The following is a 13,525-nucleotide window of genomic DNA, read 5'->3' as shown; positions in this document are numbered from 1 at the left end:
AAGATAAAAAGATAAAAGAATTCTTTTTAGATGGAATAGATGATCCAGCCACGGATAGAAGCGGTCAGGGCCTTTTTTAGCCCCATGTGATGTGAAACCCGAGAGATGTAGTGAGTAGGGATATAATTTATATGTTCGAAGCCATGACTTGTCTCTGTTGAAATGGGTTTACTCTGGGATAAGTGATTCAGTGATGGATAGTACAGCAGGAAGCATAACTTTACATAAAATACAGGTTTCTGCTTCCAATAAGTTAACATGAAATTACGTATTAGTATGACTCTTAGCTTCTTTAAAAAAGTTGGATATAAGACAGCAAACTATTCCGGTAATTAGAATAATATATTTTATCGTTTCACTTGTATGCTCAAATAAATTAACGTTAAGCATTACAAGTCCCCAAAAAACTTGAATCGCTCCATAACTGAATAAAATTTTTCCTGTACGAGAAAAATTTTTCATAGGTCTCACCCTTTCCTGTATATGTAAATTGTATCATAAAAAAACTAAAAACGAATAAATATAAAGTGAATTTTCTGTAAAATTATAGATGTTGGCATGCCATTTTATGATTTAAGTCACAGATCAAGAGATTAACGTTTCACTTTATATAAGATATAGAAAGAAGCTTACGTTTTCACGTAAGCTTCTTTTTTATGTAAGTGTGTGTAACCGTTAAGCCGCATTGGGTTTTGTCGGTGAGTACGCGAAACTTTACGTTTACACGACACTTATTCATATGAGTAAAGGGTTATTCCAACAGAAATTTTTAATTTAAGCGATTGGGCCGCCTAAGTTAATAATATCTTCAGAAACGCTTTCGAACTTTTTGAAGTTCTCTTTGAATTCATTTGCAAGCTCGATTGCTTTTGATTTGTAAGCAGCTTTATCAGCCCAAGTTTGTTCAGGCATTAACACTTCGTCAGGTACACCTGGTACGTGAAGTGGAACTTCAAGACCGAAGATGTCATGTTTAGCTGTTTCAGTTTTTGCAAGTTCGCCGCTTAATGCTGCTTGAATCATTGCACGAGTGTAACCTAAGTTCATACGTTTACCAACGCCGTATTCGCCACCAGTCCAGCCAGTGTTTACTAAGAATACTTTCGCATCGTGTTTCTCGATTTTTTCACCAAGCATTTCAGCGTAGCGAGATGCATCAAGTGGTAAGAATGGTGAACCGAAGCAAGTTGAGAATGTAGCTTGCGGAGATGTAACACCGCGCTCTGTTCCTGCTAGTTTACTAGTGTAACCACTTAAGAAATGATACATAGCTTGTTCTTTTGATAACTTACTGATTGGAGGCAATACGCCAGATGCATCAGCAGTTAAGAAAATGATGGTATTTGGGTGTCCAGCAACACTTGGCAGTACGATATTGTCGATCGCATGCATAGGGTATGCAGCACGAGTATTTTCTGTTAAAGTAGTATCGTTGTAGTCTGCGATACGCGTTTGGTCATTAATGATAACGTTTTCTAAAACAGATCCAAATTTGATTGCATCGAAAATTTGTGGTTCTTTCTCGTGAGAAAGGTTTACACATTTTGCGTAGCAACCGCCTTCAATATTGAATACACCGTTATCAGACCAACCGTGCTCATCATCACCAATTAATTTACGGTTTGGATCAGCAGATAAAGTTGTTTTACCTGTTCCAGATAAACCGAAAAATAGTGCTACGTCACCTTCTTCACCTACGTTTGCAGAGCAATGCATAGAAAGAATATCTTGTTCAGGTAGTAAGAAATTCATAATAGAGAAGATTGATTTTTTCATTTCTCCAGCGTATTCTGTACCACCAATTAGTACAATACGTTTTTCGAATGAAACCATAATGAATGCTTCAGAGTTTGTACCGTCAACAGCTGGATCAGCTTTGAAGTTCGGTGCAGAAACAATTGTGAACCCTGACTCATGAGTTGTTAATTCTTCTTCAGTTGGACGAATGAATAATTGATGTACAAATAAATTGTGCCATGCATATTCATTAATAACTTGAATTGGTAGGCGGTAATTGCGGTCAGCGCCTGCAAATCCTTTGAAGACGAATAACTCTTCTTTTTCTTTTAAGTATTCTAAAACTTTAGTATATAATTTATTAAAATGTTCTTCAGAAATCGGTTGGTTTACAGCTCCCCAAGCAATTTTGTCAGCAACCGATGCTTCTTTCACAATAAATTTATCTTTAGGAGAACGTCCTGTATATTTTCCTGTTGAAGCAGAAACGGCACCAGTAGAAGTTAATTTCCCTTCATTTCGCATTAATACTTTTTCCACTAATTGCGGAACACTTAGTTGAATCTGTGCATTGCTTCCGTTCAATAATTCATGTAAACCAATTTGGACATTCACAGTACTCATATTTATATACCATCCTTTTCATTTAATGAAATATTTCTCGTAATCCCCAACAATAGTATAACACAATTATATAAATAATGTATACTATTTATTTCTTTTTGTTTGTGTGAATACATTATTTCCTTATTAATATTTCATTTTAGGCGCATTGAGAAAAACTTTCACGAAAATGTGAATATTAATTGACAAATGAATATCATTTCTTTAGTATAGGTTGGGACGGATACTCTCTTATCCCGAGCTGGCGGAGGGACAGGCCCGATGAAGCCCAGCAACCTCACTTGTATTGATAAATGCAGGTGAATAGGTGCTAAAACCTGTGCGAGGCTACAGGTCTCGAACGATAAGAGCGAAGGGCAAAAAGCAGTATGCAAGTAGCAAATTAAACCTTTCCTCTATATAAAGTAGGAAAGGTTTTTCTGTATGCTTGTGTGGGAGAATAAATGTATGTCGCAATCTGTGGCAAATTAAGGATGAGTTCCGTACAATATATACAATTACTGTAGGGAGGTTTACCACATGACAAAAAAACGTCATCTGTTCACATCTGAGTCTGTAACTGAAGGACATCCAGATAAAATTTGTGACCAAATTTCTGATTCAATTTTAGATGCGATCTTATCAAAAGACGCAAATGCACGTGTAGCTTGTGAAACAACTGTAACAACTGGTTTAGTATTGGTAGCGGGGGAAATTACGACTTCTACTTACGTAGATATTCCAAAAATCGTTCGTGAAACAATTCAAGGCATTGGTTACACACGCGCAAAATACGGATTCGATGCAGAAACTTGTGCAGTTTTAACATCTATCGATGAGCAATCTGCTGACATCGCTATGGGTGTTGACCAAGCGCTAGAAGCACGCGAAGGTCAAATGACTGACGCTGAGATTGAGGCAATTGGTGCAGGAGACCAAGGTTTAATGTTTGGTTTCGCATGTAATGAAACACAAGAGTTAATGCCACTTCCAATCTCGCTTGCTCACAAATTAGCTCGCCGTTTAACTGAAGTACGTAAAGATGATACGTTATCATACCTACGTCCGGATGGAAAAACGCAAGTTACAGTTGAGTATGATGAAAATGGTAAACCAGTACGTGTTGATACTATCGTAATTTCTACACAACATCACCCAGATGTTACATGGGAAGAAATCGATCGCGACTTAAAAGAGCACGTAATTAAAGCTGTAGTACCAGCAGAATTAATCGATGGAGAAACGAAATTCTTCATTAACCCAACTGGCCGCTTCGTAATTGGTGGACCACAAGGTGATGCTGGTTTAACAGGACGTAAAATCATCGTTGATACTTACGGTGGATACGCTCGTCACGGTGGCGGTGCATTCTCTGGTAAAGATGCAACGAAAGTTGACCGTTCTGCAGCATATGCAGCTCGTTATGTTGCGAAAAACATCGTAGCAGCTGGTCTTGCTGAAAAAGCAGAAGTACAACTTGCATACGCAATTGGTGTAGCACAACCAGTATCAATTTCAGTTGATACATTCGGCACTGGTAAAGTATCTGAAGACGTATTAGTAGAACTAGTTCGTAACAACTTCGATCTTCGCCCAGCTGGTATTATTAAAATGCTAGACTTACGTCGCCCAATTTACAAACAAACAGCAGCTTACGGCCACTTCGGACGTACTGATGTAGATCTATCATGGGAACGTACAGACAAAGCTGCAGCTTTAAAAGAGCAAGCTGGTCTATAATATATGAAAAAAAGCTTTGCGCAGTGAGCGCAAAGCTTTTTTTATTTATAATTACGTTGAAATAAAGCGAAGAGTTCAATGTCATGCCAAGTGCCGTTGCGGAATATAGCTTCTTTACAAGTTCCTTCATGTTGAAAACCGAGTGATTTATATAATTTAATTGCTCTCTCGTTGAAAGAAAATACTCGTAAAGAAAGGCGATGTAAATTTAATTCTAAAAATGCATAATTCAATAATAAAGTGAAAGCTTCCTTCCCATAACCTTGCCCCCAGTAATCCTTTTTACCAATATCAATAATGCATTCAGCGTTTCGATTATACGAATCAATATGAATTAAAGAAGTAATACCAATTGGAAGATGCGTAGCTTTTTCTTCAATGATATAGCTTTTAGAGTTTGAAGAATGAATAAATTGCTGGCAAAGTTTTTCTGTATCTTGTAAGGAATATTTATCAAGGTTAAGGGTAGTTGAACTCATAACGTCTATATCATTATGCCATTTATAATACGTTAGAATATCATCTTCGGAAAACTTTCGTAACTGGATACGGTTTGATTCAAACAATATAAGCCCACCTTTTGTATTTACTAGTTTTTGTTCATTATTTCAATACACGAGCTACAATAAATGTGTCCTTCTAGTTCAATATACTTTCTTATATTAGTCATACCATTTGCCGGAAATGGCATATGAATCCACGCTTTTTCATACGTTTGTATTTCTTTTTCACATGATTTACAAAGGATTGGTTTCTTCTTGAACATATGTAATCAACCTTTCATTTGACGTGCTTTACTTGCGCAAAAGGCACTACTTAGTAAAAATAGTGTCGCGAATATAATGCTTACTAATGTAGCGTATGGAATTGCGCCTTTTAAGGAAAAGCCGACAGTGATGGAAGCGACGAATAAGAGGATGAATGTTGTTGTTAATTTTTTATAAAGTTCCATACTATGTAGACCTCCAATCTATTTTTTAGTACAAGTTTTAAAATTGAATTCTATTATGTAGAAAATATAAAGAGTAGCTAAAGATGTGTAGTCTAGGAGTATAAGAAATTGCACTTTCCTTTTTGTGGGTTAGTATACTTATATTGTATCATGGCGCATGATTGGCTTCATACATAATTGTGTAAAGGTATGTATGATAAAATGAAGAAAAGTCTTTAAGAAAGGAAAGATAAAAAATGAGTGTAACTGAACATAAAAAACAAGCTCCAAAAGAAGTGCGTTGCAAGATTGTTACGATTTCCGATACACGTACGGAAGAAACAGATAAGAGCGGACAACTATTACATGAATTGTTAAAAGAAGCGGGACATAAAGTAACTTCTTATGAAATTGTAAAAGATGATAAAGAAAGTATTCAGCAAGCAGTGTTAGCTGGTTATCATAAGGAAGATGTAGATGTTGTATTAACAAATGGCGGTACTGGTATTACGAAACGCGATGTCACAATTGAAGCAGTATCAGCGTTATTAGATAAAGAAATTGTTGGATTTGGTGAGCTGTTCCGTATGATTAGTTATTTAGAAGATATCGGAAGTAGCGCAATGTTAAGTAGAGCGATTGGTGGTACAATTGGGCGCAAAGTAGTTTTCTCGATGCCGGGGTCTAGCGGAGCGGTTCGACTTGCGATGAATAAATTAATTTTACCGGAATTAGGCCATATTACATTTGAGCTGCATCGCCAATGAGTAAGTGTGCTGGAATTGTATTAGCGGGCGGTATGTCGAGTAGATTTGGTGAGCCGAAAGCGTTAGCAATTTGGAAGGGAACTACTTTTGTTGAGCATATTGTGAAAGTGATGGGAAATACTTTGCAAGACATTGTAGTAATTAGCCATACTGATATAAAAGAGCGAGTAGAGCAATTCGTACAAGTTCCTGTTATAGAAGATATCCCGCACTATAAAGGGAATGGACCGCTGGCCGGCATTGTATCAGGTATGGAATACATAGAAGCAGATTGGTACGCTATTATGCCTTGCGATGCGCCAAATGTTTCGCATGAGTGGTTTACCATTTTATTAGAGCAAACGAGCAATGAATATGATGCGGTTGTACCTATTATTAATGGAAGGAAACAACCGTTACTTGCAGCGTATCATAATCGAGTGAAAGAAAAGATTTATGCTTTGCTTCAGGAAGAAAAAAGAAGTATGGGCCAGCTTTTATCACAATGTAATGTGAAGTATATTGTTGGTGAAGATGTACAAGCGAATGCGGATTGGTTTATAAATGTGAATACGAAAGAAGAATATGTGCAGGCTCAAAAAGACCTTTCAAATGAATGAAAGGTTTTTTTGGATACAGAAATTGGGGAACAATTACTGTATAAAGGTATGTGAGTAAATTGATTTTAAGGGGAATTTCTTAAAATCACTATACAGTTAAAATAGTGTATAACCATATATTGATTTTTATGGGTTTTTATTACAAGTCTGTTTAGTTATGTTTATTTTTGATATAATGAATATAGAAATAAAACAATGTTTAACCTTATGTATCATTTATGAAACTAAAATTTATAACTGTGTAATAAACTCCCTTCGTCTAGTTGAAGGGAGTTCTTCTGTTTAAGCGAGTAATTCTGATGCGGTGTGCTGAAGGACTTCTTCATATTGGTCAAGTAACCCACGGAAAATCTCATCCCAGCTTTTTGTTTTAGCATAAGACGAAGCAGCTATGCCCATTTGTATAAGCTGCTCTTCATTTCGCAATAAAGAATGGATGGATGATAGAAATGAATCCGCATGTTTGGGCGGGCAAAGAATTCCTGTTTTTCCATCTGCAATAATATTTTTAACCCCACCACTATTTGCACCGATGACAGGTGTACCGCATGCAAGTGATTCGAGTACGACATTTCCGAACGTTTCAGTAGCAGATGGAAATATCATGATGTTAGAACAAGCATATACTTCAGCTAAATCTTTACCTTGTAAATATCCAGTAAAAGTGACATTTGCTTTCGGAACAGCTTCACGTAAATTTGTTGCTAGAGGACCGTCTCCTGCGATGAGCCAATGAATGTCATTTCGAGTATGGGCTGTTTTGACGATAAGGTGTTGCAACGTATCAATATCTTTTTCAGGGGCAATCCGTCCAACGTAGGAAAGGACATACTTCGCTGTAATATTATATTTTTTTCGGAATAGGTCTGTATTGTAAGATGGATGAAAGAGTGTGCAATCTACACCACGTCCCCAAATGGATAGGGCCTGAAAGCCTTTATTTTTTAGTTGGTGTAACGTTTCAAAAGAAGGAACGAAATTTTTTTGCATATGACTATGAAACCATTTTAAATAGTTCCAAAGCATATTAGAGAGAAATTCGATTTTGTAATAGCGTAAATAAGCATCGAAATCAGTATGATAAGAACCGACAACTGGGATGTTTAACTTTTTTGCATAATATAATCCACAAAGTCCCATGTTGAAAGGTGTAGCAATGTGAATAATGTCAGGCTTAAAGGAAAGAAGTTCTCGTTTAATGCGCGGAGTAGGAAAAGAAAAGCGACATTCTGGATATAATATTGTTAACGGGATACTTCTCATCTTGTTCACATTGGCCACGAAATTATCTTCAGCTGTATGCTGAGGGGCGAAAACAGAATAGGCGATCTGTTCTTTCTGAAAATATTGTGTTATTCGCTCTAACGTTTTCGCAACCCCGTTAACTTGTGGCGTAAAAGTATCGGTAAAAATGGCGACTCTCATCATATCACTCCTTTATGTGAAAAGTGGGATGAATTGATAAAAAGAGATGATGCCAGAGCAAGTGCCAAGGCACATACCGACGAATACATCTGACGGATAGTGAAGTCCTAAATAAATGCGAGAAATACCGACGCATAATGCTAACGGTAATAAAAAAACAAATAAACTTGGATTATAACAAATAAATGGAATAAGGACAGAGAAAACGGCTGTTGTATGACCAGACGGGAAAGAGTGGTCTTTTAATGGGTGGACTGGATATTTCGCGTCCTGAATTGTTAAATAAGGACGTTTTCGTGGATAACATCTTTTTAATATTTGTACAGGAATATGGCTAATTGTTAAAGAAATAGCAGATGCGATTGCAGTTTGATGCAAAGTCCCTTTTGCAAAAAATAAAAAGAACAGTGTGAGTGCGATTGAGAAAGTAGCACCACCTATATGAGTAATATTGCTGAAAAAGATATTTAATGTTTTTTGATCAAAGTATCGGTTAATTCCTTTGAAAATGTAACATTCTATTTTATACAGTCCACTGGCCTTCATGAAAATTCTCCTCCCTTGCTTACATATATATGGAGATATTAGCTTTTATTTTAATAAGATTTTATTGAGGGAGTAATAATGTTTTGTAAAGAAAAAGTTAGTTTTTATAAAAAAAGCTGCCACTTTAATGGCAGCTGGAAAAGTTACTTCTGTAATGATTTATAATACTGACCTTTTTCAACATATTGTGTGCGAATTCGCTCCATGTCTTTACGGTCTTCCTCCGTTAACTCACGAATGACTTTCGCTGGGCGACCGAAAGCTAACGTGTTTGGCGGGATTTTCTTTCCTTGTGAAACGAGGCTTCCAGCACCGATGAAGGCTCCTTCGCCAATTTCAGCACCATCTAATATAATAGATCCCATTCCAATTAAAGCATCTTGTTTAATATGACAGCTATGTAAAATAACTTGATGCCCAACGGTAACATCGTCTTCTAAAATAAGAGGATACTGCGGGCTTTGGTGAAGTGTACATTGGTCTTGTACATTTACTCGGTCTCCAATGATTGTTGGTGACACATCACCGCGTATGACTGTATTAAACCAGATACTTGATTCTTCACCAATGGAAACATCGCCTGTAATGGTAACATAATCAGCGATAAAAGCACTACTCGCAATTTTCGGATTTTTTTCTTTGTAAGGATATATCATGTAAAGCCTTCCTTTCCTAGAGACTAGTTTCAGTGTATCAAATTATGAAAAAGAGTGAAATGGAGGAGGTCCGTATGTGGAATTATGAAGCGGAGGAAGCAAAGGCTGTAATCATTATTGTGCACGGCGCGATGGAATATCACGGACGTTACGAGGCTGTTGCAGAAATGTGGAATCATATCGGCTACCACGTCGTGATGGGGGACCTTCCGTCACATGGAACGACTTCAAGAAATAGAGGACATATTGATTCGTTTGATGAATACATAGAGGAAGTTAAATTGTGGGTGAAAGAGGCAAGAAAGTATCGGTTACCTATTTTTCTATTCGGTCATAGTATGGGCGGTCTTATCGTCATTCGTATGATGCAAGAAACGAAGAGAGAAGATGTAGACGGCATTATTTTAAGTTCGCCATGTTTAGGGGTAGTGACTGGACCTTCAGCACCGCTTCAAGCTGCCTCAAAAATATTAAATATTATCGCTCCAAAATTGCAATTTGCAACGAATCTTACAGTGGAAATGTCAACTCGTAATCATGAAGTGAGAGACGCGATGGAGAATGATTCATTGTTCTTGCGCAAAGTATCAGTACGTTGGTATAGTGAATTGATTAAGTCTATCGAAATTGCTCATAAAAAAATAGATGATTTTCCAGATGTTCCGCTCTTGCTAATGCAAGCTTGTGAGGATAAACTTGTAGATAAAACACGTGTCCGCACTTGGTTTGATAATGTTAAAATAAGTGATAAGGCTTTTAAAGAATGGCCGAATTGTTATCACGAGCTATTAAATGAGTATGAGCGTGATGAAATTTTGAGTTATATTCAGTCATTTACTGAAATGCATGTCAATAATATAGTAAAAACAAACAAATAAATCATTATTTGTACATTTAATAGAGGAGATGAAGGAAGAAGTGAACGTACCGAGTAATCCCATAACGCTCATGGCGAAAGTATACCGTGATGTGTTTCCGGTTGTACACCATGAGCTAGCGATGTGGAAAGAGCGTGCCTACCATATTCCGAATGATGAGCTTCATAGTCAGGCAATCGCAAGTATTGAGCATAAAACGTTTCATTGTGAGGGCGGTGGCATTTTAGCTCTGCTAGCAAATGAACACCGAGAAGAATGTATTCGTTTTATCGTAGCGTATCAAACGATCAGCGACTATTTAGATAATTTATGTGATCGCAGTACATCACTTGATCCAAATGATTTTGCCGCACTGCATGAATCGATGTTAATGGCATTATCACCTGAAGTAGAAGGCGGCGGTAATTATTATCGTTATCGTGATGATCAAGATGATGGTGGTTATTTAGATGAACTTGTTGAAACATGCCAAGATGTTTTAAAGAAAACGAAGCACTATGACAAAATTGCTCCTGTTCTTCATGAACTTGCTTGTTATTATTGTGATTTGCAAATTCATAAACACGTGAAATTAGAAGAAAGAGAGCCGCGCCTGAAAAACTGGTTTGAAGCACATAAAGAAAACTTACCTGAGATGAGTTGGTTTGAATTTTCAGCATGTGCCGGTTCTACACTTGGAATTTTCTGTCTTGTCGCATATGCATTTCATGATGAATTACATGATGAAGATATTGCGAAAATTAGACAAGGATACTTCCCTTACGTACAAGGACTTCATATTTTGCTTGATTATTTCATTGATCAAGAAGAAGACCGTATAGGCGGAGATTTAAATTTCTGTAGTTATTACGAAAACGAGCAAGTGATATTAGATCGTATGAAACATTTTGTAGAAGAAGCAGAGAAGAGCATTGGTGATTTGCCTCATGCGAAGTTTCATCGTCTCATAAGCCGAGGATTACTTGGTATTTATTTATCAGACCAAAAAGTATCAGCACAAAAGAATATGCACAAAATGGCACGGCGCATTGTAAAATACGGAGGTCTCACTTCACGATTCTTCTATTGGAACGGGAAGATGTACCGAAAGAAAACGGCGCAGTGATGAAGAAAACCACTCATGTAGAGTGGTTTTCTTTGTTATAATATGGTAAAGGTGGTGGCGGAAATGAAGAGATTGTTTCAAAAGCTATATGACCATATTGAGGTTACATTACTCGTGCTACTTTCCATTTCATTTGTAACTGGAATATATATGATGATGAATAGGCCAAGTGGTCCTACTATGATGGATTATGTGCCCCAGGTAATAATTGGCGTAATTATTATAGTAGATATCGTCTTTTTAATAAGTGGTAGAAAAAAAGAAAATAGTAAATAAAAAAGCATTTGTACAAGGGAGTACAAATGCTTTTTTACTATGAGCGTATTTTTGAAAATACATATATAAGAAGTTCAATCGCAAAAATAACTAAAACAGATAGTCCGAATAAAGGCATGACAGCGCCTAGTATAACCATCATGATAAAGAAAACGAATATGCTTTTCTTATCTCTTTGCTTTGGCGGTGCTGCTAATTTTCCTTTCGGCTTTCTTGCTAACCACATTTTTACTCCGTAATAAATGAGAAGTAATAAAGATAATGTCGTTAGTAAGCATAATATTTTATTTGGCCATCCGAATAAATGTCCTTCGTGAAGCGGGATACCGTAAGTGAACCATTGTGCAAGTAATCCATAATCACGATAGTCTGTTTTCGAAATGAGTTCCCCGCTATATTGATTAAAGTAAGCTGTTATTTCTTCATTTGGTGCAACATGCATACCTGTAATACCAGAACCGCTTGATTTCGAAACTGTGAATACGCCTTTCGGATCAGCTGGTAGTGAGATAACGTATGGCTTCTTTATTTCAATTCCTTTTTGTAATTCATCAACAGAAATAGCTTTCGGTTCATTTGAATCCGATTCAGGAGGAGCTGCTTTTCTTGTTGCCCATGGCAATTCTTTTACCTTTGATTCAGGCGGCGCCATATACAATTTCGGATATCCGAGCGATTCATTCGACGATGCGATTTTATAAATTTGGTTACCCATAAATCCTGACCATGGCAATCCAGATGCGACTAGCAGAACGAGTGGAATTGTAAATATAATACCGATAATAGAATGACGTCGTTTTGCTTTTTCTCGCTTATTGGATACCGGTGTATTTTTGAATTGGCGTATACTCATGTACAACCCAGTCACAATTAAGAATATTGTCCAGCATGCCGCAAGTTCTACAGTATAGTTGATGACAGTGCCACCAACTAAAAGAGAACTATGTAATTCCCGCATTATATTGGCAAACGTTTCACTTGCGTTTTGATCTCCGACAATTTGATTATTGCTATCTAAATACACATATTTTTGTTGTCCCGTATACTCATTTGCAATCGTAAGTCTCGTATTATAATCCCCATTAAACTCGCTAATTTTTGCCACGCTATAATGTGGATATTTTTTCTCTGTTAAGGAAATAGAATCAGCCATCGAAATAGATTCTGTTTGGGCGCTCTTCCCAAAATATAAATCTTTATAGATTAAATCTTCAACCTCTTCCCGAAATAAATACCCAATGCCACTCAGTGACAACGTAATAAGAAGCGGCGTAATAAAAAGCCCAGCATAAAAATGCCAACGCCAAAAAATGTAATGAAGCGAACGATTTACTTTCATACTTTCAGTTCCCCTAACCTTCCCTATATGAATAAATTCCTCATTTTAATATAGCGAGATTAAGTGTGATTACTTTGAAAGAATTGTGAAGAAAGTTAAAAGTTTGTGGGATTTTTATTAAACATAAAACACATTTTAGAAGGAGTGTTTTCTATGTTTATGAAGATCTCTTTATATTTGATAAGTACATCCTAACAACCGCTTTCGCAAGACATTGAGAAGAATCAACAAAATCCTCACTAGCCACAACATTCAAATCAGTACATGCGATAATTGCGGTAGCTACTTCATCCTTCAACTGCACAACGAGTACGCTCCATAATTTGCGAGCTTCTTCAACTTCTCCGCTTTGAATATACGTAATAATTTGATTAATCATCGTTTGCCATTTTTCATAATGAATGTACTCTATATTACGTTTTGCAATCCCATCTTGATAAATACCAGACTGGATTGTCGCTTCTGTTGCGAGAAGAGCGACTCTTTTTGTATTTTTAGGAATTGCTTGTAACGTCTCATCGACTATATTTAAAATTGGAATGGACAGAGAATGCTGTAATTCCTCGAAATAAAGATGCGCCGTATTGCACGGCATAGCGATAAAGCTTGCGCCAGTACTTTCAAGCTTTTGTGCTCCTTCAATAATTGCTTTTTTCATCGCTTCGTGATCAATAGGGCGATCCATGTAAAACGGTGTTGGACATGAATAAATCATCATATGAGGAAATTCCATATCATGCTTTGCTCCGTATATTGTTTGGCAATTTGCTACAACTGTATCGACGAATGGCCCAGTCGATTTTGGTCCCATTCCTGCTAGTATTCCAATCATTGTTTCGTCTCCTTTAAGAATTTTTATATCCATTATATAGGAAAATAATAAAAAGACGTGCAGTGAATGCACGTCTTTTTTGTTACGTTTT

16 protein-coding genes and 1 riboswitch are annotated in these 13,525 nt (G+C 36.8%); of the genes, 6 read left to right on the top strand and 10 right to left on the bottom strand.

Annotation, left to right across the window (positions count from 1 at the left end; genetic code table 11):
- Positions 1–264 precede the first annotated feature (264 nt).
- Both MR143_RS21895 and pckA read right to left on the bottom strand, forming a co-directional pair.
- The gene (locus tag MR143_RS21895; protein ID WP_000788123.1) at positions 265–462 is read right to left on the bottom strand and encodes a hypothetical protein; all 198 of its coding nucleotides are present in this window, start codon (positions 460–462) and stop codon (positions 265–267) included.
- 312 nt (positions 463–774) lie between these two features.
- A complete protein-coding gene (gene pckA, locus MR143_RS21890) occupies positions 775–2,361 on the bottom strand; it encodes a phosphoenolpyruvate carboxykinase (ATP) (protein WP_000108811.1) in 1,587 nt (528 codons plus the stop codon).
- A gap of 228 nt (positions 2,362–2,589) precedes the next feature.
- Positions 2,590–2,711, top strand: a riboswitch (SAM riboswitch).
- 169 nt (positions 2,712–2,880) lie between these two features.
- Here pckA and metK point away from each other — a divergent pair.
- Entirely contained in the window at positions 2,881–4,080 is a 1,200-nt protein-coding gene (metK, locus tag MR143_RS21885; RefSeq protein WP_000163115.1) for a methionine adenosyltransferase, read from the top strand.
- A 41-nt stretch (positions 4,081–4,121) separates the two neighbouring features.
- Here the strand turns inward: metK and MR143_RS21880 are convergent, their stop codons facing one another.
- The 3 genes from MR143_RS21880 to MR143_RS21870 are packed head-to-tail and all read right to left on the bottom strand — an operon-like array spanning position 4,122 to position 5,032.
- A complete protein-coding gene (locus MR143_RS21880) occupies positions 4,122–4,646 on the bottom strand; it encodes a GNAT family N-acetyltransferase (RefSeq protein WP_000464117.1) in 525 nt (174 codons plus the stop codon).
- A 23-nt stretch (positions 4,647–4,669) separates the two neighbouring features.
- Positions 4,670–4,846, bottom strand: coding sequence for a hypothetical protein (locus MR143_RS21875; RefSeq protein ID WP_000473607.1), 177 nt, complete (start codon positions 4,844–4,846; stop codon positions 4,670–4,672).
- Positions 4,847–4,852: 6 nt separating this feature from the next.
- Positions 4,853–5,032 (bottom strand): hypothetical protein, encoded by a 180-nt coding sequence (locus tag MR143_RS21870; RefSeq protein ID WP_000424808.1) that lies wholly within the window; start codon positions 5,030–5,032, stop codon positions 4,853–4,855.
- A gap of 236 nt (positions 5,033–5,268) precedes the next feature.
- Here MR143_RS21870 and MR143_RS21865 point away from each other — a divergent pair, with 236 nt between their 5' ends.
- Both MR143_RS21865 and MR143_RS21860 read left to right on the top strand, forming a co-directional pair.
- Positions 5,269–5,778 (top strand): MogA/MoaB family molybdenum cofactor biosynthesis protein, encoded by a 510-nt coding sequence (locus MR143_RS21865; RefSeq protein ID WP_000117124.1) that lies wholly within the window; start codon positions 5,269–5,271, stop codon positions 5,776–5,778.
- A complete protein-coding gene (locus MR143_RS21860) occupies positions 5,775–6,377 on the top strand; it encodes a molybdenum cofactor guanylyltransferase (RefSeq protein ID WP_000030830.1) in 603 nt (200 codons plus the stop codon). Before MR143_RS21865 ends, MR143_RS21860 begins: the two co-directional genes overlap by 4 nt.
- A 282-nt stretch (positions 6,378–6,659) precedes the next feature.
- Here the strand turns inward: MR143_RS21860 and MR143_RS21855 are convergent, their stop codons facing one another.
- From MR143_RS21855 to MR143_RS21845, 3 genes are all read right to left on the bottom strand, one after another.
- Positions 6,660–7,802, bottom strand: coding sequence for a glycosyltransferase family 4 protein (locus MR143_RS21855; protein WP_001261598.1), 1,143 nt, complete (start codon positions 7,800–7,802; stop codon positions 6,660–6,662).
- 12 nt (positions 7,803–7,814) lie between these two features.
- Complete coding sequence (locus MR143_RS21850; protein ID WP_000647632.1) at positions 7,815–8,348, bottom strand: phosphatase PAP2 family protein; 534 nt, start codon at positions 8,346–8,348, stop codon at positions 7,815–7,817.
- Between the two features lie 143 nt (positions 8,349–8,491).
- Positions 8,492–9,004, bottom strand: a complete 513-nt coding sequence (locus tag MR143_RS21845; RefSeq protein WP_000640201.1) for a gamma carbonic anhydrase — start codon at positions 9,002–9,004, stop codon at positions 8,492–8,494.
- Between the two features lie 74 nt (positions 9,005–9,078).
- Between MR143_RS21845 and MR143_RS21840 the strand changes: the two genes are divergently transcribed.
- The 3 genes from MR143_RS21840 (at position 9,079) to MR143_RS21830 (ending at position 11,263) form a co-directional block, all read left to right on the top strand.
- Entirely contained in the window at positions 9,079–9,882 is an 804-nt protein-coding gene (locus MR143_RS21840) for an alpha/beta hydrolase (RefSeq protein WP_000267406.1), read from the top strand.
- Between the two features lie 40 nt (positions 9,883–9,922).
- Positions 9,923–10,987 (top strand): tetraprenyl-beta-curcumene synthase family protein, encoded by a 1,065-nt coding sequence (locus MR143_RS21835; RefSeq protein ID WP_001102462.1) that lies wholly within the window; start codon positions 9,923–9,925, stop codon positions 10,985–10,987.
- A 63-nt stretch (positions 10,988–11,050) separates the two neighbouring features.
- Positions 11,051–11,263 carry a hypothetical protein gene (locus MR143_RS21830; protein WP_000825350.1) on the top strand — a complete coding sequence of 71 codons (213 nt, stop codon included), beginning with the start codon at positions 11,051–11,053 and terminating at the stop codon, positions 11,261–11,263.
- A gap of 37 nt (positions 11,264–11,300) precedes the next feature.
- Here the strand turns inward: MR143_RS21830 and MR143_RS21825 are convergent, their stop codons facing one another.
- Positions 11,301–12,602: a PepSY-associated TM helix domain-containing protein gene (locus tag MR143_RS21825; RefSeq protein WP_000867843.1), complete on the bottom strand. Its 1,302-nt coding sequence runs from the start codon at positions 12,600–12,602 to the stop codon at positions 11,301–11,303.
- Positions 12,603–12,759: 157 nt separating this feature from the next.
- Positions 12,760–13,434 (bottom strand): aspartate/glutamate racemase family protein, encoded by a 675-nt coding sequence (locus tag MR143_RS21820; protein WP_000579342.1) that lies wholly within the window; start codon positions 13,432–13,434, stop codon positions 12,760–12,762.
- Between the last annotated feature and the right edge of the window lie 91 nt (positions 13,435–13,525).

The organism is Bacillus cereus group sp. BfR-BA-01347 (assembly GCF_022663835.1).
Taxonomy (GTDB): Bacteria; Bacillota; Bacilli; order Bacillales; family Bacillaceae_G; genus Bacillus_A; species Bacillus_A thuringiensis_K.
The sequence above is the reverse complement of the archived record's forward strand: the minus strand, read 5'-3'. Positions and strand labels throughout refer to the sequence as shown.

Bases quoted from the DNA above. Each gene is read 5' to 3' on its own strand.
- MR143_RS21845 (WP_000640201.1), bottom strand. From the start codon at position 9,004: ATGATATATCCTTACAAAGAAAAAAATCCGAAAATTGCGAGTAGTGCT.
- pckA (WP_000108811.1), bottom strand. From the start codon at position 2,361: ATGAGTACTGTGAATGTCCAAATTGGTTTACATGAATTATTGAACGGA.
- MR143_RS21870 (WP_000424808.1), bottom strand. From the start codon at position 5,032: ATGGAACTTTATAAAAAATTAACAACAACATTCATCCTCTTATTCGTC.
- MR143_RS21855 (WP_001261598.1), bottom strand. From the start codon at position 7,802: ATGAGAGTCGCCATTTTTACCGATACTTTTACGCCACAAGTTAACGGG.
- MR143_RS21895 (WP_000788123.1), bottom strand. From the start codon at position 462: ATGAAAAATTTTTCTCGTACAGGAAAAATTTTATTCAGTTATGGAGCG.
- MR143_RS21850 (WP_000647632.1), bottom strand. From the start codon at position 8,348: ATGAAGGCCAGTGGACTGTATAAAATAGAATGTTACATTTTCAAAGGA.
- MR143_RS21830 (WP_000825350.1), top strand. From the start codon at position 11,051: ATGAAGAGATTGTTTCAAAAGCTATATGACCATATTGAGGTTACATTA.
- MR143_RS21875 (WP_000473607.1), bottom strand. From the start codon at position 4,846: ATGTTCAAGAAGAAACCAATCCTTTGTAAATCATGTGAAAAAGAAATA.
- MR143_RS21820 (WP_000579342.1), bottom strand. From the start codon at position 13,434: ATGATTGGAATACTAGCAGGAATGGGACCAAAATCGACTGGGCCATTC.
- MR143_RS21825 (WP_000867843.1), bottom strand. From the start codon at position 12,602: ATGAAAGTAAATCGTTCGCTTCATTACATTTTTTGGCGTTGGCATTTT.
- MR143_RS21860 (WP_000030830.1), top strand. From the start codon at position 5,775: ATGAGTAAGTGTGCTGGAATTGTATTAGCGGGCGGTATGTCGAGTAGA.
- MR143_RS21865 (WP_000117124.1), top strand. From the start codon at position 5,269: ATGAGTGTAACTGAACATAAAAAACAAGCTCCAAAAGAAGTGCGTTGC.
- MR143_RS21840 (WP_000267406.1), top strand. From the start codon at position 9,079: ATGTGGAATTATGAAGCGGAGGAAGCAAAGGCTGTAATCATTATTGTG.
- metK (WP_000163115.1), top strand. From the start codon at position 2,881: ATGACAAAAAAACGTCATCTGTTCACATCTGAGTCTGTAACTGAAGGA.